Here is a 24192-nt window from a genome sequence, read left to right on the forward strand (position 1 = left end):
GTCGATTGAACTGCTTCTGCCAATCTTTGAGATCTAACGGCTTGTTCAGAAGCGCTTCGTTTTGGTTCATTTTTTTACTGTCTTTTTATTTCATATTTTACCATGCCTTACAGCGGGAAGGGAGTAAAGAGGAACTAATGAGAAATAATATCCAGTCCAAGATTGACGCAGGCTACACCTACGATGAACTACTGAGCGAAGGACTAGCCAGCTTTGATGACATAGCACGCTATGAATCACAGTATTCACTTTATGACGAAGATGATGAACCAAAGCCCAAAAAGGTTAAAGCGAAACCGAAAACACAAGCAATCAAACCGAAGAAAGAAACAGAAATTGACTTTGAATTCTAGCGAGGAATCATGACATGGAATTTAGACAGATCGACCTGAAGACAGGGCAAGAGTTACCCTTGCCGCTGAAAACCGTTGAGCATAGCTACCTCGAACTGAAGATTGGCAAAGACATCGAACCGAGTAAACTCGCTGTCGGCAAGATGTACGATGGCATCACCGAAAGAGACATCGAGCGACTGCAAGAGCAAGGACTGTATCTAATTCTTGCCAATGGAAGAACAGCTTACTTTAGCGATCGCGAGATTGCTGAGAAAGTAAGCACAGAAATCTTCACCAATCACAGCGATGCCGTCGCCTATGGCAGTTTGCCCGTCTCCGAAGCCAAGACATCAATATTTAAAGAGCAAGCCAGAATCCTGATCATCGATGATGAAACCCTGAATAAAGATCTAGATACAGGAATCTACCAAGCTGACTGGGGAAATCAACCTATTACCCTAAGCAATGGTATTACCATCAGCAACAAAGCGATGGGCTTAATCGCTAGTAAACTCGGCGACTGCTATAGCCTTGTCTCTCCCGACTTCGCCAATCAACTGCAAGCTGAACCAAATCGCCCATTTCAATATCGAGCTGCCGTACCTGAATGGCAGGGCGTAATCAAAGGCACATGTCGAGCTAGCTTACTCTGCCAAGCCCTAGAAGTCGATGGAATTATTGCCAAATCGAGCATCAAAGGCGACAACAAAACCACCACCACAGGAATCCATGAGATTAGCCTATTCTGGTCAAGGAAAGAAGATGCTAAATTCACCGAGCAGAAACTAGGTACTCAAGCTCTCGTCTTCTTCCCAGAAGGAGTCCAAGCGGACGTACTGCCCAAGCTCAAAATCAAGGCTGAACGCCTCGCTGAAGCCCAATCCGATCCGCGCAAAATAGCACAACTGTATATCGAGCGCCATGAAAAGCGACAACAACAAAGACAAGAGGAAGTCGCAGATCGCGATAACATTACACAAATTATAGAGCCAGAACTAGCACTGGAACTAGGATTAAGCCAACAAGAAAACACAACAGCCAATAATATTGAACGAGAGCAAGTAGCCTCACCTAACGAAGAATACCAAGATTGGCTGTATGACCTCCTCAAAACTGACCTCATTGAAGGTGGTCATTGTCAGATCTTAGAAATGGAAGACATTGCCAAACGCCTGCGAGAATTCCTGCAAAGCGAATGGCAAGAAGTAGCCACAGGAGGCGTTTACGTCCCCAGTGGTATTGCTCAACCCCACAATCAACTCCAAGAAGGCGAAGTTAGTTTTACAGGGCTACCCGATGGAGCCGAAGTTGCCATCTATCGCAGTCCTGTAGCTAATGCTGCCAACTTTGATGTATTTACGAACAACCTCACGGTTCTGCGTGAATTAGATCCCGAAGCCTATAGGCAGAGAGGAGTCTGTTACCTCAATCCCAACGATGTGAAACGACTGGTGATCGACTTTGACGGCGATCGCGTAGGGATAATTCCTAGTCAATTGACACCCGAACAACAAGCCAGTTCGCAGAAAACTATCGAGCAGTATCCAACCCTAATCCAAGAGATTATTGACAAGAATCTGCCAGAGAACAAACCAATTCAAGTCGAAAAGGAAAAGAAGATTCCCCGCGATGCTGCCAATGGATTTGCCACCCTAGCTAGTGCAGCCGTAAATGCCGCCGACAACCCCACAGGAAGAGTTGCAAATCTGGGCATGAGGCTAGAAGCCTTGCGATGGGAAACGCAATATATCCCAGAAGACGAAAGAACCGAATACTTGCAAGACATTGGCAAACACTTCCAAAAGCTTCTTGCCGAAGACCAAGAGCCTAAGAAACCCTTTCGCATTCTCAATGAATCGTGGCACAATCAGATTGTTGAAATCAGTCAAATTGCCAGTACCATCTCCAACCTATCCGAACTAGAACAAGCAACCGCTGTAACCCAAGGCTTAGCCAGAACCGAAAGATTGCTGTGGAACCTAGAAAGCCTCGCAGCCGTGAACTTACAGCGTGCAGTCGATACGCCCAAAAGTGCCAGAAAAGTCAATGAAGATGAATTCCAATTCTGTCAGAAAGTCGCCAAATACAAACAAGTCGAGTGGATTAAAGACAAAGACAATAGCTATGCCTATATTGGTACTGAAGGCATCAAAACCAATACCCAAGATCCCGTAGGCTGGATGGTGGAACAAGCCAATCAGATTTACAAAGAACATAGTCTGATTGGCGATCGCAATTACAACCGCTTTGACCATATCTTCCCCAAAGATAGCCACACCGCCGCAGATAGCGAATGGGCAAAGGGAATCGCTACGCAATACAACAAGCTCATCTCTGAAGCTGCCGCCAGTCGTAGTCGTCTAGAACATGAAGAAGGCATAGCCCTTACTGCTACTTCTAGCAAAGGCAACAAAATCGAAATCGTCAGTGTGATTAGCACCGACCCCGATGGCGAGTCCCCAATCTGGGAGATGGCAAGGAAAGGAGAAACCGTCGATATCCAGATAGCAAAGAATAAGGACTGGAAGACCGAAAAACAGTATCCCTACAAAGCCGTCGCTCTAATTGACCAAAGCAAAATTGATGTAGGCTTAATCTCCCCAGCTACTGTTGCTGCCTATGAAAAAGCCATTGAAAAGGACAAAATCTTCGGCAACCTAAAACTAGAATTTAAACTAGGAATTTCCAAAAATGACGTTGATGACAAATTTGCCGCCGCCGAGAAATATCTAGAAACCCAACGCGATGCAATTCCAGAAGCCGAACGCGAGCGCCGCACCGCAGCTCTCTGGCATAACAACAACCGCGCAATCGCAGGCAAGATGTTTACGGAAATCGTAGCCAACCGACTCCAAGAATTACAGGTAGAAACAATCAAAGTAATTGGCTTGCAGTATGAAACCAACGAGTTCAGAGATAAACAATGGCAACTCCAAGAATCCCTGACTTGCCGAATGACAATCGAAGCCAATCCTCAAAGTCCTATCTATGACAAGAGAGTAATTCAAGTCCAGACAGGCGACCAATGGAAAAATATGGGCGTTGTCCACAATGACGCAGCCTATATGCCCATTGGTAGTCAGTTCATCGCAAATATCCATATTTCCGCCAGCAAGAAAGATGCAGACTTAGCGATCGACAAAAGTACGCTCAAACTACCTGAAATATGGCATGGATTATCACCAGAACGAGTCAAAGAAGCAGTCAATCTTGACGCAATTGTGCCGCAATTAAAAGAAGCGATCGCCAAAGCTGCTGCCAACCAACCGACAATGACCGAATTTGTGGCAAAACTTACTGAGGAGAACGTGGGACTAAAAGCACAAGTGCAGACAGGAGGCAGAATTAACGGAATTACCTATCTCTACGAAGGGCAGGCAATCAAAGCAAGTTTAATTGAAATGTCTTGGAAGAATCTCGCCGCTATGGGGGTAAAGTACGATCCAGAGCGAGATCGAGAAGCACTTACTACACCCACTACTACAGTCCAGACTGAAACTAATACTCAATCTGAAAGCCTCATGGAGATGCAGAAAAGCGGCACTCATGCAAATCCCCTCGAAAAGATAGATTCACAACTGAGGGAATCAGTGCGTAGTCATTTTGATTCAGAACAGCCAGTAAAAATCGCAGGAAAACCTGTCAAGATGGTTTATCCCCTTAAGATGCATGGAGAAGTTAATCCCTTACCAGTTGATAGCTGTATCGAAGCCATGCGCGGACATGGTAGATGCCATACGACGCGGCGATATGAACCCTATGTCGCCTATGGATTTAAGGAAGGGGACATAGCGATCGCGATCGCAGGAGAGCAGAAAGTTGCCTTTAAAGTAGGCAAACAGTACAAAATCACCCCAGAAATGCTGAATGATGCAGCCTATCAACAGCAATGGTCGCAGATGGAAAAGCATAGCGCCAAGGAACTGACCACATTTCAGGGACATAGCAACACATGGGGACTGCACTTTCAGCCACTGGGAGATTATGTGAATGGGAAGATTGTGCTATTCCCGACACAACAACAATCTATCAAATTAGATAGTAATGAAATAGCCGAAATTCAGCAACTAATGGAATGGAGTCGAACTGCCGAGTATTTGGGCAAGAGCGAGAAATATATAGACCGCATTCAAGAGCTGATAGCAGGTGAAAGCATCACTGAAAAAGCACAGCAAGCAATGCACAAGGATCATCACTCATTGAGCCAGCACGTTGCTTCGCAGTGGCGGGAAATATTGGCAATCAAAAGCGACTATGTAGAATCACAGGATGGCAACCTCGTCTTCGAGCGCAAGGGCAACGAAGGCAAATATCGAGCCACATGGGAACAGGACACCGATACATTGACATTGGATACTAAAGTCGTGAATCAAGGTAAATTTCAATATTCACCATTGTTGGTACAGCAAGGATTAGAGGTTACCCATAGTCAAGTAACCGTGAAAGATGCAAAAAACTGCGATCGCGCCCTACAGTTAATCTCTGAAAATCAAAAGGGAAACCAAGAACAAAGATAAAGAAGTGATTGTCATAAGATTAACTCCTACTCTTTTCCCAGTCAAGAATTAGACATTGCGGCGCGAAGCAACGCAATGTCTAATTCTTGGTTTTGATATCTATTGCTTTGGTGGGAAGGGAGTAGCAAACTTTAGCTAGGGTGAAACTAAAAAAGGAAGCCTGCGGCGATACTCTTGATACCTTTGAAAACGTTGCCAGTCAGGAAAAAGAATAAGACCAAATACAGCAAACAAGCAAAGTAGAAAAATAAACCAGCCACCCCAAAAACTACGAAAAATCAAGCCTAGACCGAAACCTGACAAAACAGCAAAAATTGCAGCAAGAACAGGAAAACGTAAAGGGATATTTACAGCAACAGCCTCTCTGAGCAGATAAACAGAAACAGCCATTAACAAGACGAAACTAGAAATAGCAGAAAGCGGAAAACCGACTTGCTGACCAATACCTAAAGAACTAAACAGTAAGCCCAATACCCAAGTACCAGCACTAGCAATAGCCGTTGTAAAAGTAAAAAACTCAAAGTAAAGCAAAGGAATGAAGGGAAGACCTAAAACAAAAGTTAATAGAACATTATGTTCGACCACAGATAACCAAAAAGCAGCAAGAAATATCAGCCCAATACTGCCAACCGAAAGCCATTTTTTCGGCTTAGTAAAGAACTTCGCTGTATCAACCTTAATCTCCAGATTAATAGAAGCAGGTTCCCCATTAGTCAATAATTGGATATGACGACGATAAGTAGAATTCTCATGCAAATTTTGAGTATCAACCTGTAAGCAAAACCGAGTCTCATTGTCTTGAAAACGAGAAGGATCAATCGATATCCAAGACTGTTCCGCAGGAGAGACTACCCATTCACCCATCAACTGAAGATTGTGACGAGAATTGCTAACCACAAAAGACTCTGTGACAGTATCCCCATAGGAGCGAGAAGCCAGAGAACAAGGTAGAGGAGACTCGAAACTTAATTGATAAGTGCGCTTACCTAAACGCATAAACACATTCGGCAAGGATTCAACCTTGAAATAGGAGATATTGAGCAGAGCTTGCAGGGCATCACTTGCCGAACTAAAGCGATAGCGAGGATTAGGCTTAACCAATTGATGAAGCCAATCATTGACTTGAGGATTAGAGAACTCAAACGTCAAGCGATCGCCATCGTAAAGACTAGGGATATCAGTAACAGAAATCTTGCAAAACCAGCAAATCAACAACAATCCCACACTGTATAGATCTGAAGAAGGAAGCAAAGACTTACCCTGCCAATATTCAGGAGAGACGAAGCTATATTTTTGAGCTATAAGCTCCTTTTTAGAAAGACTTCTATAATTGAATGCAAAATCAGTAAGGTAAACATTATAATCAGCATCAATAAACACATTATTTGGTTTCACATTAGCGTGAAATACTGGATCTTCCAATTCCTGTAAGTATTTAAAAATATCCAGTAACTTCAACGTCACGTCATAAATTGTATCTTCAGATAAATTTAGTTCAGGTGATAACGGACTACCTGCAACATAATCGCGCAAAATACCAAAACCATCCTCAATTGGAAAAGCATCAAGATAAGAGATGATGCCAGAGTGACGTAACCGTTGGAACCGCTCAACCTCCAGAACAACCGCATCTATGCCATACCAATCAGAGCTTTCATTAAAATAAAAATACTTGAGAACTGCACGAGTTCGACCTTCAGCAGAATAGATAGAATTAGAGACATCGACAACATAAGTATCTCTATCTAAATTCTGCAATATTTCAAAGTCTGGATAAGCAACCATATTTTCATTAAGCCAACCACTACGCAATTATTGATTAATTAGTCTGAAGCGTCAATTGCCATTGGTAGTTGTATAGCAGAAACCAGAAGAGCGCTTACGCTTGAAGTCCGCGACCAGAGACATAGTAGGAAAAACTACCATGAAAATTGCAATAGGCGCGATGACAGGCAAGACACAGGCGCAGGTATTCAGATCGAAATCGCGCTGTCTGAAGACGACCAAACAGCTAATTGACCTAGCTAAATCGATGAATGCAAGAATCACCGATTTAACAGACGGCACAAAAATATTGACCTTTAGAGATGGCACAAAGCGGACAATCCAAATCAAAGACCTGCTTCTTGACGCAGTACAAGCAAGCGTGCAGGAACTAGGAGAATACCTCGCTCAACATCCAGACCAAATCTCCAAAGTAGATCCGAGCATCTTGGAAATGCTGACCTATGCCGAGTACTTCGTCAAAGCCGCAATGAACGAATACACCACAGACCCGCAACATTGCCGCGAAGTTGCGACAAGACATCTGGAAACCCTGACCGAAGACTATCCGCAAATCTTCTCTAAAAAAAATACAACAAGAGAATTGAACTAAAAATCAGTCTAGCGATCTCGCTTAAATTCGAGTGAATTGACAGAGATCTGACTTACCAAGTCCCACACAAGTATTGAAGAAAATCAACAAATTATTAGGAAAAACTATGAAGCCACCATCAATTTTCAAGATTGCAGTCGAAGCCCTTGTGACTGTGAGTCTGATTGCATTACTGGGATTATTGACCGCACTAATCTATGCCCTACTATCATTTCTAGGGACTGAACCTACCGATCAATCCCTTCTAACTTCTCAAGGGCAAACACCTGAAGCCACAGTCAAGCATCTCACAGCCACAAAACCAGAGCTACCAGATGCAATGGAAGCTTTACCCTCAGCAAAAGCAGCACCAAAACTGAAAGCTATGGTAAAGGAAGTAAAGACTGAAATCATTGCCGAAGTCGCTACCAAGCCACTCACGAAAATGACCGTTCAAGAACTAAGACCCCTAGCCAAAGAACGCAGAATCCCTAACTGGCGAAAACTGAAGAAGAAAGAATTGCTCTTCCACCTAACCGCCTAGTTTCAAATAGCAATCTTGTCAATGTAGATATCTATCAAAAAGAAATCTACATTGACAAGCAAGAGAAACAAGAAGAACGCTAGCGCGTAAAGTCCGTGAGCGATTGTCAACCACAAATTAAAATCAGGAGACTAAAAACATGGCTCGTCAACTAAGATTCGATACCCCTGAAGAACTAGCCGATAAAATCATTGATAAGCTGAGTCAAGCAGAACTGCACGTAACCACCAGAGCCTTGATCGTCCATATCAACGAACAAATCCCCGTCAAGGAACTGGAGAAGACAGTAGCAGCCAGCAATGCAGTGGTTAAAACCAGCCGCAAACCCAAAGCCCGTAAACCACAAGTTAGCACAGACAAGATGTGGCTATACCAAGCGAAGAAGGGATGGGCTTTGGCGAACATCAACCTGCCGATTGAGAAGGTGATTCAACGTTTGCAAAACCATTATGGCTGCAAGATTCTGGTAACCAAAGAAGGAAAGATCAACTTTCTACCTTCAAAGCCCACCACCATTGACGAACTGCAAAAGAATGGATTTGTCGTTTATCGCCAAGACCTGAACAAGAAAGCAGCCTAGTCCCCATCTAGAAACGAAAATCAAAAGCGACTAGATCCAAATCGTTGGATCTAGTCGCTAAATTACTTTGAGAACAAAAATAAATGCTAACGATCGCCAAGACCAACCTCGCCACAGGAGAGATTGTCGATAACGAGATCCAATTTCGGGACACCCTGCTCGAAGCCCTGCATCCAGACATCAACCTCAGCATCGGCAACATTTCTAGCTACTTACAAAAGATCGCCAAAGCCGAAACCATTACCAAAACCAGCAAATCCGCCAGCAAGCGCAGCACCGCCGCCAAAAGCATAGCCCCCCTAAAGAAACAAGCGATCGCTGCCTTAACTAAAGGGCTAGGCAAATACCAACTAGCAGGAGCATCGGGAGCTAGAAAACATGGAGACTTCTTCTTCAGTCAAGGACTCAACCCCTTTGCCACATATTTCCCTACAGCGATGGGACAAATCAACTACGGCTCCATCCTCATGACCGAATGCCTGAAAATCTATGGTATCGAAGGAGTGACTATCCTGATTGTCCAAGACAAAGAACATCATACCGATGACTGTCACGGGAAGATCGGTCATGAATTTCTGAACCAACTGCGCCAAAGCGAAGACTTTGTGATCCCAGCCAATACCCCATTCCAATTTCGGGCAGGAATCGCCAATCAATGGATCGCTAAAGGAACATTGCAGCTCAGCCTAAATTGTCCAAAAGGCATTGACTTAATTCTGCCCCTATCTTGCTTCAAAGGACACAAACCTGAACTGGGCATCCACAAACTAGCTAACCTGAAACTAGGAATCGTTAACTTTGCTCAAAAGCGCAGAGTCAAAACTTCCTACACCGTTTGGCAATGGTTTAGCCAACAGGCGATCGCCCAAGATGTCTTACCCACCACCCAACAGAAAGCGGAAACCCTAGTGGCAGCCCAATCAGACATCAAACAACTTTGCCAATTAGTACAAACAGAACAGTGGGTCAAAACCGATGATCCTGAAGCCGAAACCAATGAGGAAGAAGCCGATGGCAAAATCCTAGCGGAAATCCTCAAACATGACATCTATGGGCAACTGCTAGAACATCCCTATGTGGTGCGAAAGATTGAGGACTTAGTAAGAAGAAGGTGGTTAACTCTAGCTACTAGTGGCGGTATCAACTTCTCCAGCTTCATGGCCCAACCCTGCCCCGAACTAGGAGAACTGGAAATGAACATTCCTGAAATGCCCGAAGGCGAATATGTAGGCTTCCGCTATCCGATCCGCGATCGCAATGACTTGCAGATCTGGACAAACAAACATATCAAAGGACTCAACCAACAGGGAACGATGTATGTCAACCCAGACATTGCCCGTGACTATTGCGGCATGGACTTTGATGGTGATACTTTCTGCGTGAAATCAGTTAAGAAACTACCAGAAATCGCCAAAGAAATTCGTCAGCACCACATCAAGCCCACCACTTACAAACCCGACAAAGTACCAGTGCAAGGCACATTAGCAGAAGTCGCCCTTAGATCTACTGAAAACCAAATTGGACTGATTACCTATTACCTAGCCACCGCTTGGGCAACAGGACATCATCAATACATTGCAGGCTTAGCCCAAGAAGTCCAAGTTGCCGTAGATCGGCTCAAATCCGACCTTAGCCATGACCAAACCTTTCTGGATGAAGTCGGCAAAAGCTTACCGAAACTAGATTGGCTAATCGATCGCAAGCAGCAAGGAGTCTATGGCAGCTACTACGATGCTAAACAGAAATGTAAAAGACCAGCTAGACGAATGGAAGCAAGTGGAGAATATAACGATGCAATTTCCTTACTAATTCAATCCGTGAACGAAATCTGGCAGCCCGTAGATTTACATGAGCGTACCCTGCTCGAATTCCGCGAACTATTTGTCAAGCCGAGTGAAACCCTCTACAAAAGAGCGATCGCCCGTCGTGATGAATATACCAGCAAGATTAGGGAGGCAATGAAACTATCAAGCGATCGGGAATCCCGCAAGAAAATCTTGAGAGCAGCAGTGCAGTGGGCAAAAGGACTAGGCGAGAAACTCCGCAACAAAAGCGAGCAGACAGCGCAAACCTGTGCCGCCGCCATGTGGCAAGCCAGTCACAATGGCGATCATGGCACGGCAAGCGTTGTCTTCAATATGTTTCTGCCCGAAATTTGCGATCGCCTTCATGACAACCAACTGATGCGCTTGCAAGTAGTAGGTGCACAGTATGGAGAACTCGCATCAACCAAATGGACAGGAAATGGAGAACATGCCTGTATTCCCATTCTTGTATCTCAACGGAAAGAAGATGGCAGATATCAGATTGAAGTCATCCGTAAAAGTAGGAAAAAGCCATACCTGCTAGGACTAGTCGCCAAAGACTCCGCCAAAGTATTGGTGGGCGAATACACAGCTTCGCTGAAAACACAGCAAAAGACCATAGTGTGCGAACTAGTTGCGGCATAGCCAACTAAAGGATGGAGTGCTCGCTCCATCCTTTAGCAATAATCATGGTAGATATGTCTTTCTTTCTTATCTACTGTTCTGCAAGTTGATAGGCTTGTTCCTTTGTCAGCAAGTTAGAGCCACTCCCATACATAGAGCTTCTATTTTAAAGCAATCCATAGACAACTGTTGATACCCATCCAATTACTGATAACTAGGACTAGAGAGTAACCCTAATGTCGATGACCCAAGGACGGAAACCTTCCTTTATGACATAATTCTCTCCCTGCCTAATGACACTTTGATCGCCATTTACAGCAGCTGCGTTGACAAATAGAATCCCCAATTCCTCATCCCAGAATACCCCTCTAGAGTCATGCTCGTGACCAAAAATATGTAGTCGCGGGCGCTCATCTGGGAGCATTTCTCGCAGACGCTCCAGTAGAGCCACATTGCCAATTGCAATCGGCTTTTCCCGCAGAACTCCACCATATTGCACACTGGAGTCGAGAATTCCCAGAGGTGGGCTATGCGTGATCAACACATCCAGTCCAGAGGGTATATCCGCGTAAAGTTCTATTAAACGCTGAGGGTCGCGAGCAAAACCCTCGTAGCGCAGAGGATTATCTTGGGTCATCGCCTGTCGGCGAGGTGTCAAACCTATGTATGGTGAACCGAAGAACTTCAATCCTGCTATCACTTCAGCAGAATGCTGAAGCAGTCGCATGGGCGCATAGAGAGTGTCAATGTCGTTGTCCTTGAACAAGCCCAGTGCAGTAGTCATCAATTCACTGCTCCATATTTCTTCTGGGTGCGAAAGGGAGGCAGCTTGGAGCCATGTCTCTACGTCTAGTGGCTTGTCATGATTTCCCGCGATCGACACAACGCCATAGGTGAAACGAGTCGCCAGCGAACGTAGCCATGTTGCCGCATCAGTAAGCTCAGAAAAAAGTCCATTCTTCGTATGGTCTCCTGCATGAATCAACAAATCCCCCTCAGGGAAAAGAGAAATAGGCAGATCGACATTATGTGTGTCAGAAACGATAACCAACCGCAACCATCCTGGAGTACGGGGTGTATCAGCAGATATTATCGCGATATCTCTCATTTCCATCATGACTTGTTCTTGGGCAATATTCTGCCTAATATCCTGAATAAGATATTAGGCTAAACCACCCCATAATAAACAGGGTCGTCCTGATTCGTTATAGCGATCGCCTAGTTTTCTCAAAACCAGCAATTCTAATTTGAGTATCTGTGTGGTATTTGCCCGTACCTCCTAGGACATAATTAGCTTTAAACTGCCGAGCAATTATTAAATAATCGTTTTTCAATAGATTCTTGTGATATAATTAGGAACGTTTACGTAAAAAATAAAGCACTATAAACTGTGTAGACATGAATGCAGATGTTCACCGATATTTGAGTCTTCACTCAAGCACGGCTATTAGCTCAAACCTTAACCATTTCACCGCTCAATATTGGGAAAGAACTGTCAAGCAAAAGTTTCTGTCCCTTAATTGAGACAATGCTTGCTGGTCTTTTTTGTCAGAGCCTAAAGTTTTTGTTCTACTTCTATTAACTCTTTACTGCAAACTTTATTTTTTGTAGTTGCCATCCGTCACATCTATCTGTGTCTGAATGATAACTGCTTATGTTCTGTTTTTGCAGTCATCGATCGGCACAGGATTGGTTGCTGGGTTGATTAGTTTGCGTTCGATTTTTATCTGAATAGTAGAGTATGCGACGGTTTGCGCCGCACACTCTACTATTGCAATCAAGCATCTATATCGTTAAACAAGTGAGTAGAGATTACTCACCCAAATAAGCTATTGAATCGCAAATATAGCTGTTGTTAATCTTTTGAAGAAGGAAATCATAAATCATGTTGACGGCTAATCGGGTACAGGATGAAATTTTTTATTCAAGTGCTGTTATCGAGCATATAGTCTCGAAGGACAAACAAATTGCTTTTCGCCAATGGCATCAATCTCTAGTTCATAGTATTCAAAAGGCAGAGGGATACATTCAAATTGATATGCCTTCACCTTTAGAGTGTAAAAACGGTGTGCTCAAGTTTTACTCAGTAATGCACTTCGATTCACCAACTCATCTTAATGATTGGTTGCACTCTAGCGATCGCAAAGAGATCATGAAAACTGGACAGCAATTTTTTGAAGCCTACCGATTTAAATCCTTTACAACTGGTTTAGAAGGTTGGTTCTCCAATCAATCTGGAGTAGAGGTAACTAACTTAGGTCCTTCATCGTGGAAGCAAGCACTGATTGTTGTCTTAGGGCTATATCCAGTCGTATTTCTGCAATCGAAACTGGTTGAATCTTTGGGAATTATGCAGTCTTGGTCTTTTGCCAACTCAATGCTTGTCAATCTTTTTGTTACGACGATCATTCTTACTTGGTTTGTAATGCCTCAGATCGCTCGCCCTCTTGAGTTTTGGCTAAAACCTGCCTATGTTCTCTCTAAAATCAAAACTGAATTGATGGGAATTAGCGCGATCGTTTTAGCAATGGCGGCAATGGTTCTCTTATTCAACTACTAGACCCAAAAACAGTGACATTTAATCGCGATTAATGTCATCTCTTTTAACCTAATACCTACAAAACTTAAAGGACTTTTTAATCATGAATTCCCATGATGGTTTTCAACGCGGCTTTTCTAGCTCCAGCATTGTTATTGAGCTAGTTTTTCCACCATAGCTTTCCCTCGGCAATTCCTCATTGACTATTGAATAGTCCTAGAGAAGTAATCAAGTTCTATGTGGAGCAAGTTACTTGATTTCCCAAAGAGCATAACTTCTTTGGCGCTACTGGCTACTGAACGATTATAAGGAGAAAATCAATGACAGCTCAATTGATCGACGATCAACGGAAAATTAGCCCCATTTTGTTGACCCCAGATGAAGCTAAAAGCAAGCAGAGTAATCTGCTTGTGGTTGATGTGCAGAACCCAAGATTCATGACTCGGATGATGCCAAAAGCACAACGACTGAATATAGATGTTTTACTTGGGAACATTCCCAAAAACAAGCCAATTTTAATTACCTGTCTAACTGGACAGCGAAGTTTGTCTGTCGCTCAACAACTGACTCAGAGGGGCTATTGCAAGGTTTATGTTTTGAAAGGTGGACTGCTTGCATGGCAAAGAGCAGGTTATCTTGTATGGCTAACTAAATTACCCGTCTAACTTCTGATTTTCTATTACATTTGCCCAAACACGAGGTGGAATCGAATCAATGTTGGATCAAATTTTCAATTCTCCTTTTAATCTAGGAGTCGAAACACTGTTTTTGCTAATAGTCCTAGTTGTGATGGAGTTAGTCCTTTCCGCAGACAATGCGATCGCCCTCGCCGCATTAACTCAAACATTACAGCACCCAAAACTAGAACGACGCGCCTTAAATATTGGTTTAGGGCTTGCCTACGGTTTCCGCATACTGCTGATTATAGGTGCAGCATGGGTTGTGCAATTCTGGCAATTTGAACTTGCAGGAGCGCTGTACCTCCTGTGGTTGGCTTGGCGATATTTCACAACGGAACCGCCAGACGTAAGTAATCCTAAGCAAGCGCGATCGCTCTGGCAGATTATTCCCTTGATTGTCTTAACCGATTTGGCTTTTTCCTTGGACAGTGTAACCACGGCGATCGCGATTTCTCAGGAACTCTGGTTGATTATTCTCGGAGGCACGATCGGAGTAATCGCACTGCGGTTTCTTGCGGGTTTATTCATTCGTTGTTTGCAGGAATTCACGCACTTAGAAGATGCTGGGTATCTTGCAGTTGCCTTGGTTGGAATGCGTTTACTACTCCGAGTTATCAATCCAGACCTAGTGCCTCCTGAATGGGTAATGGTCAGCTTGATTACCTCATTATTTGTATGGGGATTCTCACATCGCATTCCGAAATTGTTACAGAACTCATCCAAGGCTAGCAAGGTCAGTCAAAAAGTCCTCGAATCTCTGCAAAACCCTTGATGTCTTTAGTTCTTTTTTGTCAATACTGAAGGATAGAACATGACTCTTTTACTACTGTTGACTGCTATTTACATTTATTCATTATTAGAAAATCATGAGCAATACAAGTAATTTCCACAAAGCCGTTCAAGATGCAAAATCTCAATCCCTAATTGGTCCCAATGTCATTGCCAATGCTCTACCTTGGTTAGGTGGTGGATTGGTTTTAACCGCAGTCGGAACCTTTGGTGGCTTGCAGGTTCTTCAGAACAATCCTCAAGTTTTCATGCCCACATTTATCGCTGCGATCGTGCTGGAATTGATTCTGTTTTTTGTTGCTTCTAGTGTTGCCGAGAAAGGCAATAATGTACTAGCATTGCCGCTTCTAGCAACTTATAGCTTGCTGTCGGGCTATACCTTAAGTGGGCTAGTGTTCCTAGCCTTACAAACCGAGGGAGTCGGAATCAATGGAGTTGGATTTGCAGCTTTGGGCTGTGGAGTGACGTTTATCGGCGCAAGATCGATTGGGTCTAATCTTTCCGAGCAAGACGGCATGGCGTTGACTAAAACGATTCAATTGGGAATCATCGCCCTTTGTGTGGTGATGATAGGTCAACTACTGTTATCTGTATTGGGGATTTATATCCCCAGCTTTCTAGAAGTCTCAATTTCTGCGATCGGTGTTCTCTTGTTTGTCGGAGCAGCAGTGGTTGATTTCTTTATTTTGCCACGCAGCTACCGAGATGAGCAGTACCTTCCCGCAGCACTTTCGATGTATCTCACTTACATTAATCTATTTGTATTTATCCTGCGTTTTTTAATTTCCATTAATAGCCGAGACTAAAGCTCTTGTTTCTGTCCTGAGTTAAAAAACAAAGGCAAAGGCAACTAAAGGATTTTGAACCAATATCTGAGGAGGGACATGACAACTAGTCATGTCTTTTTTCATAGCTAGCGCTTATTCGCAAGAATAAAAACTAGGGAAAAAGCCAACCATGTACCAACCCATATTTGAGATCACGCCAGAAATCGAGCAGCATTTTGATAGCCCATTGCGAGTAAAAGCAGAAGCAACCGTCGAAGCGATCGCCCTCAGTAAATCAATATCAGCAGCAACACAACAACAACAGGTAGAACTTGCCAAAGTATCGGGATGGGGAACCCTCACCGATATCTGGGTGAAAGCCAACCATCAAGGTAACACTTGGCAGCATCGATGCCATGAAAAACTGAGCCAACTATTGACCCAGACTGAAATCCAAGCTGCCAAATCCGCAACCGCAACTGCCTACCAAACGAGTTTTGAAGTCATCCGCGCCATGTGGGATCTTCTCAGCGATATTGGCTTTACGGGTGGAGCGATCATCGAGCCAGCGTGCAACACCCTAGCGTTTATGGGATGCCAACCCGCGCTGATGAGAGAGCGATCTCAATGGGTAGGTATAGAACTAGACCCGATCTTTGCCCAAATCGCGAGATTGCTATACCCAGAAGCGCTGATTTACGCTCAGGGATTTGAGACAGTGAGCCTAAGTGACAACAGTTTTGACCTAGCGATCGGTAATGTTCCCTTTGGCAATTACAAACTCTACGATCCGCGCTATGCTCACCTGAACCTAAGCATCCATAACTATTTCCTCGCGAAATGTGCAGATTTAGTGCGAGAAAATGGACTGATATGCTTGATTACCAGTTGTTTCACCCTAGATGCTGCCAATACTAGCTTTCGGAGATATCTAGCAAGTAAGTTAGAGCTAGTGACCGCAATCAGATTACCAGACATCGCTTTTAAGAAATTTGCCAACACGGAAGTGGTTGCTGACATTTTGATTTTCCGCAAGCTCACAGAAACTGAACAGATGGCAATGAATCGAACAAATTATAAATATCCTGATTGGGTAAAGACAGTTCCATCGGGTAAACACACAGTCAATCAGGAGCCAATCACGATTAACCAATGGTTTGTAGAGGCAGCCTAGCGACCGAGCTAGAGAGTAACCACACCAAAACTACCGAACGAGTCAATTCTTAATAGGATTGACTCGTTTTTTAATTGAGAACAAATCTATGACTACTTGCACATCGAAATTGCGGATTCAGAACATCTGTTAAAGCTGCTTTCTCACAATTGTATGACTCTTCCCCCTATTTGAGAGTTATCTGTGAGACGATAAAAAGTGAAGTAAGGATTACTTGTGCAGGAGAAGCGCACCTTGATTAATCAAAAGACTGTCGCACTTCTGGGGAAGCACGTTCAACTAATCGACCTCAGTCGTCCACTTGAACCAACAGCAAGCGAGCCCACTCCTCCCCGCATACAACGCATCTCGCATAAAGATTGTGCCGAGATGTGGGAATTTATGTTTGGCATCCCATCAACCGCTCTTCCTAATGGACTAGGCTTTGCAGGTGAAATTGTTGAAGCATCAACTCATGCTAGTACTCACTTAGACGCACCGTGGCATTACGCCCCAACCTCGGAGGGACAGCCTGCTTGGACAATTGATGAAATTCCATTGGATTGGTTCGCTGGGCAAGCTATCGTTTTGGACGTATCGGATCTACCCACAGGCTATTTGATCGAACCCGAAGACATAGAGAAGCGCTTAGAGAAATTAAGCCACACCATTACCCCTGGCGAGATAGTGCTTTTTTGTACAGGAGCGGATGCAGTATGGGGTAAAGAAGAATTTTTTGGTTACGGGTGTGGATTAGGAGAGGAAGCGGTTCTTTATCTTGTAGATCGAGGTGTACGAGTGATTGGCACTGATGCATGGAGTTTGGATCGTTCCTACCCAATTATTGGCAATGAGTGGGCAACTTTTCAAGACTCAAAACGTTTATGGTCGGCTCATTTTGCAGGGATAAAGCGAAAATACTGTCAAATCGAGAAATTAACAAACTTGAGCCAACTGCCACCTGTTGGTAGCACTATCCTGTGCTTTCCGATCAAAGTAAAGGGCGGCAGCGGCGCATGGTCAAGAGTTGTTGGGTTAGTGCCAGCAGGATAACAATAGTGGTTGGCTCAAGGACAACTGTCTTTTACGATGTGTTTCAATTGATGCTACATATCTCCAAGTTCTTGCACTTGAATGCTTTTGGCAATCCTTGAGGAATAGAATGGGATACTTAATATCTGGATAATACTATGAAACTCTTAAAGGATCTGCTTAGTTTCCAAGAGATGAATCGGTTCGCTTTGGAAGCTACCCTTGTCATCAAGCAGCCAGCTTTGTAGATCGTCTGTTTGCCCTTGGAAAACAGAAACGATCGCATAGGAGTACAGTGGCCAAGCGATCGCCTCGTCGAAGGCAGAAGGTACTGCTCTAGCATCTGGGTGGGAGTGATAAATGCCAATAATCTCCAAACTGCATTCCCGTGCCTTTTGTTGAACGCCGAGCATTTCTTCAGGATCGATGCTGTAGCGGTCAATCTTACTGACATCATGCCCTTCTTGGAAACTAGGATCAGAACCTGAAGGTAATTGAAAATTAAGAGCCGATTCTTTGTCCCAGATATTACGCATGGCGCGAACTTCACTAACAATCTTGATAGGAGGATCTGAGTATTGGATCTGACCCAAAAGCAAACCGCAGCATTCTTCTGGATAAGCTGCTTCGGCGTGGGTTTGCATAGAGAGTCGATGTTCAGCGGATAGATAAATAGCCATACTTTAGAAAATACCAGTTATCGCAACAGTTCCAACCGATTAGAAGCGCGAAGTCATAACACATTACCTTTAAGGCTACTTCAAAATTTTAGACTTACAAACCCTATTAATAGGTCGATCGCTATATAAACTTTAATCAACAAAAAAGCGATCGCCATTGCGGTAGCGTCGCTTCAAAATGTGATGGGGATTCGTTGTTTTTTCTATTTACCAGTAAGGCATTTAGATCTATATCAATATCACTTAGATTTGAAGCAATATGCAAGTTTGTTGCCAAACCTTTATCTATGCTTGAGATCTCGTTGTTTTGAGTAGCCTAGCGGCAGATCTACGGAGTATTCACCCAGAAAAGTCGCAAAGCACCTCATTCCTTAAAAGGAATGAGGTGCTTTTTTATTTAAGGAAAAGCCCATGACTACATCCCCATTGAAATTCCGCAATATCCTTGGAGAATTGACCATCGCCAAACTATATGGTGGAGAGCATTTAGGAGTAACTGCCCCAGCCAACCTTGACCTGAGAGCCGAGATTACAAAAATCGGTAAAGCGTTGAACAAATTCTACGAACCAGCAGTAACTCAAACCAAAATAATCCAAATTCCACCACAGTTACAAAAAGTACTGCCCAACGCTTTTTGTGAACATGAAGGACAAATCTATCGACGCACCGACTACCAATTAGAACTAGTTGCAAACCAACAACAACGCATTCGTGCCGCCATGTCTGTCGCCAAGATCCTCGAACTAGTGCTGAGAATGCAGCAGTACGAAGACGAGAAAGAACTAGCTAAACTGCGTCAGATTCTCATTCAAAAATATGATGAATTCGCAATTAGATTCGGACATTTCACCAACAAAGAGAACCTCAGCATTTTCCAAGAAGACCCTAACTACTATCGATTGAGAGCATTGGAAATTGATCGCGGCAAAGGCAAAAGTCCCGCCAAAGCCCCCATTTTCCATCAAAGAACCGTCAGGGCAACACCCAGATATCGTGCCAACAATGCCAAAGATGCCCTAGCCCAATGCCTAGATGCCAAAAGCTATATTGACTTGGATTGGATCGCCAACCTCATCGACAAAAGCTTTAGCACCGTCATCAGCGAACTAGAAGGCGATATCTTCTACAACGGTACAATCCCACCAGCTACAATCCAAGAAACCAGCAATACCGAATGGATCACCAGAGAAGAATTCATCAGTGGCAACGTCGTCGCTAGACTCAACAAAATCGTCGCATGGCAAGAAAGCGGAGTCCCCAACTGGCTGAACATCGACAAATACCACCAAATTATTAGCAGCAATCAACCAGTCCCCTGTTTGCCCGAAACGGCAGACGTAGACATCAAAGTACGCTGTGCCATCAAATTGGGCATCAACGTCAATGCCATGAACCCAGAAGAACTAAACCTAATCCTACGCAATACCATCCGCGTCAGACTAGGAACGACATGGCTGCCCGAAGATGTCATCAAAGAATTTAGCGAACAACTCCTGAGCAAAGCAGGAACTAGCACCGTCAAATTTCATCCCGACCCCGCCAATATTTGGGTAATCAAAGGGGACAGCAAACTGACCAACTCACCCCAAAACAAAACCGAATGGGGAACCACCAACTACACTGCCCTCGAACTAATCGATTGTGCGCTCAACCAAAAAGATCCCAAAGTCTATGAATATATCAAAGACAAACATGGCAACATCACTGCCATCCTGAATGTAGAAGCCACCACAGCATCACGGACAATGCAAGACAAAATCCAAACTGCTTTCAAAGCATGGATTTGGAGTGAAGGCGATCGCGCCGAACAGCTATGTCTGCACTACAACCAATACCACAACCTCTATCGCGATACCGTGTATGACGGCTCTCATCTAACCTTCCCCAATATGGCTCCCGACTTCGAGATGCGAAGCCACCAGCGCAACTTCGTGCGGCGAGTGGAAAGACAAAGAGCATCTTTCGCCGCCCATCGGGTTGGTTACGGTAAAACCGCCACGATGATTGCCGCAGGCATGGAGTTAAAACGCAAAGGCATGGCGCACAAAGTCATGCACGTAACCATGAAATCGATCTTGCCAGGCTACAGCAAAGAATTTCGACGACTGTACCCTGAAGCTAAAATTCTTGTACCGAATACCCAAGAATTTGCCAAAGATCGCCGCCGCGTCCTGCTGAGTCAAATTGCCACCCACAACTACGATGCAATTATTCTTACATACGAACAATTCTTCAACTTGCAGATTAGCGAAGCAACAGAACTGATGTTTTTGGAAGAGCAAATGTCAGCGATTAGCTCCATCTTTGAATCAACCAACAAGGAAGAATCAAGACAAGTATTCCGCAGTCTGGAAGCGATGCGAAAGAAAATCTCATTACGCATCCAAGAAATCGAAAACAGCGATCGCAAAGACCGCGTAATTTACTTCGAGCAACTAGGCATTGATGCGCTCTTCCTAGACGAAGTACAGCAAATCAAACGCCTGCAAATCTTGACCACCCAGCACAATGTGGCGGGCATTCCCACAGGTTACAGCCAACGCGCCCATGACTCCTTCATGAAAGTGCGATACCTGCTCACCAACGGTAAAAGAGTCATCTTTGCCACAGGCACACCCCTGAGCAACACTATGGCTGAAATGGATGTATGGATGCGCTATCTGCAATTAGACCTGCTGCAACAGCAAGGACTAACGCACTTCGACAGCTTCTGTTCGAGATTCTGTGAAACCAGTACCGCCTTAGAAATCAGTCCCACAGGCAAACTGAAATCGAAAACACGCCTACGTGAATTCGTGAACATGCCCGAACTAATGGCAATGTGGTGTCAAGTCACCGATATCCAGACCGCAGCTCTTGCCGAAGTCAAAACACCTAAACCCCATTACCATGTGATGTCCTGTAAGCCGTCGCCAGAGCAAATTGCCTATATGGACAAACTCTGCGATCGCGCTGAAGCAGTATCAAAACGTAAAGTCAAACCCGAAATTGACAACATGCTCAAAATTACGGGTGATGGAGCCAAAGCTTGTATGCATACTAAATTGGTATCGCCCGAAGCAAGCGAATGGATTGATAACAAACTGCTCGCCTGTGCGTGGAATGTCTGGCAAATCTGGACAATCACCGCGATCGCCAGAGGAACCCAAGCGATATTTTGCGATCGCAATACACCCAAAAAAGATAGGTGGAATAGTTACTGCTATATCCGCGACACCCTTGTGATGCTAGGCATACCCGCCGACCAGATTGCCTTTATCCATGATTACGACACCGATACCAAGAAAGCCAAACTGTTTGAAGCGATCAACGAAGGCAAAATTAGGATTGTCTTTGGCTCGACATCAAAACTGGGAACAGGCGTGAACATGCAAAGCAAACTCATCGCCTTGCACCATATCGATTGTCCGTGGCGACCATCGGATCTCGAACAACGAGAAGGGAGAGCAGTGAGACAGGGCAATGAATGGAGTGATGTCTTCATCTTTCGCTATGTTACTGAAGGTAGGAATAACCAAGCAGGATTTGATTCGTTCCTATGGCAAGCAATTGAGAACAAGCAACGGATGATTTCACAAGTGATGTCGGGTGATCGGACGCACCGCACCATCGAAGACATTGATGAGACAGTTCTTAATGCCGCCCAAATGAAAGCGATCGCCTCAGGTGATCCCCTAATCATGGAACGAGCCACCCTCGAAGCCGAATTGCAAGGATTGGGAATGCAGTTGCAAGCCTATAATGACAGGCAATTTAGGGATAAATCCAAGATTCAGTACCTCACTGACATGGTAAATACCAATTATCCCGCCCAAATTCAGCGCATTCAAGCCGACCTAGCCACAGTATCTCAAGCAAATCTGAAACAATTCATCAGCGATCGCGGAGTGATGCTAGATAAAGCCGTACTCATCGATCATCACATTACTGAACAAGTGCAAAGGTTGAAAGAAAGCTATCGATTGACCCAAATCCAAATTGGACAATTTGCAGGACTGAATGTATATCTGAGCAGATTTGGCTCAGAGGTCAACGGGTATATTGGTATGAGCATCAATTCAGGCTATGAATTTAATGCAGAGTGTCAGCAGCCCTATAGTTCACTGTTGCATGTGGTGAGAAATGCGATCGCTGCCAAGCTAACCACAGCCCAAGAAACTCTCGAACGAGATAGACAAGAACTGCCAATTCTGCAAAATCGAGTCAGTCAACCCTTTGAACAAGCACAGGAATACGAGCAGAAATTAAATCGGTTTGGATTCTTGAAGGAGATGTTTGATGCGATCACCCATGAAGTTCCTGTAGATGAAAGTGAATTTGACAATGGTTTAGAGGTAGAAGAGTTAGATGAATCCAGAGAAATCTTCTGGGGCAGAGACTCCAGTGCAGCTTCCCTAGAACCACCATCAACAACGATCATTGAGGGACTGATGCAGAGACAGTTTGAGGACTGGGTATCTGATGATTGTAACAACTGGCTTGAACACATCGCACAGCTTGTGAACGATCTTGATCTGCCTGTGAGTGACTTGAAACAGTCAGAACCGACAGCATTCAAATCATTAGCTGACTTTACGTTGGTAGATAAACAACTGCTGATTCCACAAAAGAATACAAGTGAGCAAAGAGAACAACTGACATTGTTCTAAACGGCTATTTCAAAAGAGAAAATCTTTACACTGTGGAGATTTTCTCTTTTGAAGACTTCATTTTTTGGAATGTGCACTCTTACGAAAGTCCCAAGGCTTTTCTTCCTTATCCTTTGACCAGACCCCGATTTTATTAGTGATAGCTTCTTTTTCGGCAATACTAATTAAATATTTATTGTGACAAGTGCTTGAAAATATTTTGTAATGATAGGCAAGTCCTGCCTTTACAAGCTCAGCATTGATTAGAAGGTATTCACGTCCATAATTTGGGATTATTTTGCCAGACCAGACATTAACTTCAGCAATAGTGCTGCCATCGCGATCAAGTTCAATTTTAGTGAGCAGAACTTGCCCTTGATTCAAATAAGCAAGCTTTTGCAGTTTATTTAATGCTTCTGAAGCCAAATGTTGTGATTTTTCTGGAGCATCAATCCCGCATAATCTCAACTTCAATTCTTTGGCATCACAATTTACAATGAGAGAATCTTCATCTACAACTTGCTTGACATTACATTGGTAACTTTGGAAATCTCTTTGAATTTCTGTAGTACTCGATCTAGGAATTGCATTTTTATAATCAACACGACCATTTATTTCTCGTTCATAAGTTTGCCAAAGAAAAAAGCCCAGAACCCCTATGATAACTGTAGAAGGAAGAATCAATTCGAGACTTTGTTTTATGTTCATTAATTTTCTAGAAGAGCGCTCTAACTAGTTTTTGGAGGTAAAAAGTATGTTAAGGATGCCAATTACAAATAGGGCAAGTCCAGTTAGTACAATTACTAAGGGGCTTGCGAAGAAATAAGATACCAAAGATTATAGAAATAGGGATATAAAATTCTTGTTTTCAATTTATATAGGACTAAGAGAGTGATTTTCAGCGATGAAATCAAAGCCACAGTTAAAGATGCAGCGCAAAAACTAACAGGCTATCGTAAACGAGACTTCATGGCAAAGGTTGCCGAGGATTACTTTGCAGGCTCAGCGCGTAAAGCCGAAACAGTTTTTGGATGGAGTCGGAAGAGCGTGCAACTAGGACTGCATGAACGGCGCACAGGGCTAAGATGTCTCGATAATTATGGAGCAAGAGGAAGACACAAAAGCGAAATAATGTTGCCGAATTTAACAGAAGATATAAGCG

The 24192-nt window shown here is 43.9% G+C and carries 17 protein-coding genes and 1 pseudogene; 14 read left to right on the forward strand and 4 right to left on the reverse strand.

Translation table 11 applies throughout. From position 1 onward, the window contains the following. Positions 1 to 137 precede the first annotated feature (137 nt). Both B9G53_RS17720 and B9G53_RS28610 read left to right on the forward strand, forming a co-directional pair. A complete protein-coding gene (locus B9G53_RS17720; RefSeq protein WP_094534693.1) occupies positions 138 to 353 on the forward strand; it encodes a hypothetical protein in 216 nt (71 codons plus the stop codon). A 14-nt stretch (positions 354 to 367) separates the two neighbouring features. Then, on the forward strand, positions 368 to 4852 hold the full coding sequence (locus B9G53_RS28610; protein ID WP_254923707.1) for a hypothetical protein: 4485 nt from the start codon (positions 368 to 370) through the stop codon (positions 4850 to 4852). A gap of 135 nt (positions 4853 to 4987) precedes the next feature. Here B9G53_RS28610 and B9G53_RS17730 read toward each other — a convergent pair whose 3' ends face one another. Continuing rightward, a complete protein-coding gene (locus tag B9G53_RS17730; RefSeq protein WP_094534666.1) occupies positions 4988 to 6637 on the reverse strand; it encodes a protein kinase in 1650 nt (549 codons plus the stop codon). Positions 6638 to 6776: 139 nt separating this feature from the next. Between B9G53_RS17730 and B9G53_RS17735 the strand changes: the two genes are divergently transcribed. The 4 genes from B9G53_RS17735 to B9G53_RS17750 all read left to right on the forward strand — a co-directional run bounded on the left by B9G53_RS17735 (position 6777) and on the right by B9G53_RS17750 (position 10782). After that, a complete protein-coding gene (locus tag B9G53_RS17735; protein ID WP_094534668.1) occupies positions 6777 to 7229 on the forward strand; it encodes a hypothetical protein in 453 nt (150 codons plus the stop codon). 106 nt (positions 7230 to 7335) lie between these two features. Then, entirely contained in the window at positions 7336 to 7752 is a 417-nt protein-coding gene (locus B9G53_RS17740) for a Rho termination factor N-terminal domain-containing protein (protein WP_094534670.1), read from the forward strand. A 139-nt stretch (positions 7753 to 7891) separates the two neighbouring features. Next, positions 7892 to 8332 (forward strand): hypothetical protein, encoded by a 441-nt coding sequence (locus B9G53_RS17745; protein ID WP_094534672.1) that lies wholly within the window; start codon positions 7892 to 7894, stop codon positions 8330 to 8332. Between the two features lie 83 nt (positions 8333 to 8415). Then, complete coding sequence (locus B9G53_RS17750) at positions 8416 to 10782, forward strand: hypothetical protein (RefSeq protein ID WP_094534674.1); 2367 nt, start codon at positions 8416 to 8418, stop codon at positions 10780 to 10782. 199 nt (positions 10783 to 10981) lie between these two features. Here B9G53_RS17750 and B9G53_RS17755 read toward each other — a convergent pair whose 3' ends face one another. Beyond that, positions 10982 to 11878: a metallophosphoesterase gene (locus tag B9G53_RS17755; protein WP_094534676.1), complete on the reverse strand. Its 897-nt coding sequence runs from the start codon at positions 11876 to 11878 to the stop codon at positions 10982 to 10984. A gap of 768 nt (positions 11879 to 12646) precedes the next feature. Between B9G53_RS17755 and B9G53_RS17760 the strand changes: the two genes are divergently transcribed. The 6 genes from B9G53_RS17760 (at position 12647) to B9G53_RS17785 (ending at position 17742) form a co-directional block, all read left to right on the forward strand. Beyond that, on the forward strand, positions 12647 to 13321 hold the full coding sequence (locus B9G53_RS17760) for a hypothetical protein (protein ID WP_094534678.1): 675 nt from the start codon (positions 12647 to 12649) through the stop codon (positions 13319 to 13321). Between the two features lie 299 nt (positions 13322 to 13620). Continuing rightward, positions 13621 to 13965 (forward strand): rhodanese-like domain-containing protein, encoded by a 345-nt coding sequence (locus B9G53_RS17765; protein ID WP_094534680.1) that lies wholly within the window; start codon positions 13621 to 13623, stop codon positions 13963 to 13965. A gap of 49 nt (positions 13966 to 14014) precedes the next feature. Then, entirely contained in the window at positions 14015 to 14752 is a 738-nt protein-coding gene (locus tag B9G53_RS17770) for a TerC family protein (RefSeq protein ID WP_094534682.1), read from the forward strand. 94 nt (positions 14753 to 14846) lie between these two features. Next, positions 14847 to 15575, forward strand: coding sequence for a Bax inhibitor-1 family protein (locus B9G53_RS17775; RefSeq protein WP_094534684.1), 729 nt, complete (start codon positions 14847 to 14849; stop codon positions 15573 to 15575). A gap of 151 nt (positions 15576 to 15726) precedes the next feature. Beyond that, entirely contained in the window at positions 15727 to 16710 is a 984-nt protein-coding gene (locus tag B9G53_RS17780; RefSeq protein ID WP_254923708.1) for an SAM-dependent methyltransferase, read from the forward strand. Between the two features lie 216 nt (positions 16711 to 16926). After that, positions 16927 to 17742, forward strand: coding sequence for a cyclase family protein (locus tag B9G53_RS17785; RefSeq protein ID WP_094534686.1), 816 nt, complete (start codon positions 16927 to 16929; stop codon positions 17740 to 17742). A 146-nt stretch (positions 17743 to 17888) separates the two neighbouring features. Here B9G53_RS17785 and B9G53_RS17790 read toward each other — a convergent pair whose 3' ends face one another. After that, positions 17889 to 18401, reverse strand: coding sequence for a M67 family metallopeptidase (locus tag B9G53_RS17790; RefSeq protein ID WP_094534687.1), 513 nt, complete (start codon positions 18399 to 18401; stop codon positions 17889 to 17891). Positions 18402 to 18812: 411 nt separating this feature from the next. On the opposite strand from B9G53_RS17790, the gene B9G53_RS17795 reads away from it, so the two are divergent. Further along, entirely contained in the window at positions 18813 to 23051 is a 4239-nt protein-coding gene (locus B9G53_RS17795; RefSeq protein WP_094534689.1) for a helicase-related protein, read from the forward strand. A gap of 57 nt (positions 23052 to 23108) precedes the next feature. Here the strand turns inward: B9G53_RS17795 and B9G53_RS17800 are convergent, their stop codons facing one another. After that, the gene (locus B9G53_RS17800; protein ID WP_094534691.1) at positions 23109 to 23738 is read right to left on the reverse strand and encodes a thermonuclease family protein; all 630 of its coding nucleotides are present in this window, start codon (positions 23736 to 23738) and stop codon (positions 23109 to 23111) included. Positions 23739 to 23921: 183 nt separating this feature from the next. Here B9G53_RS17800 and B9G53_RS17805 point away from each other — a divergent pair. Beyond that, a pseudogene (locus B9G53_RS17805) lies at positions 23922 to 24192 on the forward strand (ISAzo13 family transposase); the annotation flags it as partial.

It is taken from the genome of Pseudanabaena sp. SR411, from assembly GCF_002251945.1.
GTDB lineage: Bacteria > Cyanobacteriota > Cyanobacteriia > Pseudanabaenales > Pseudanabaenaceae > Pseudanabaena.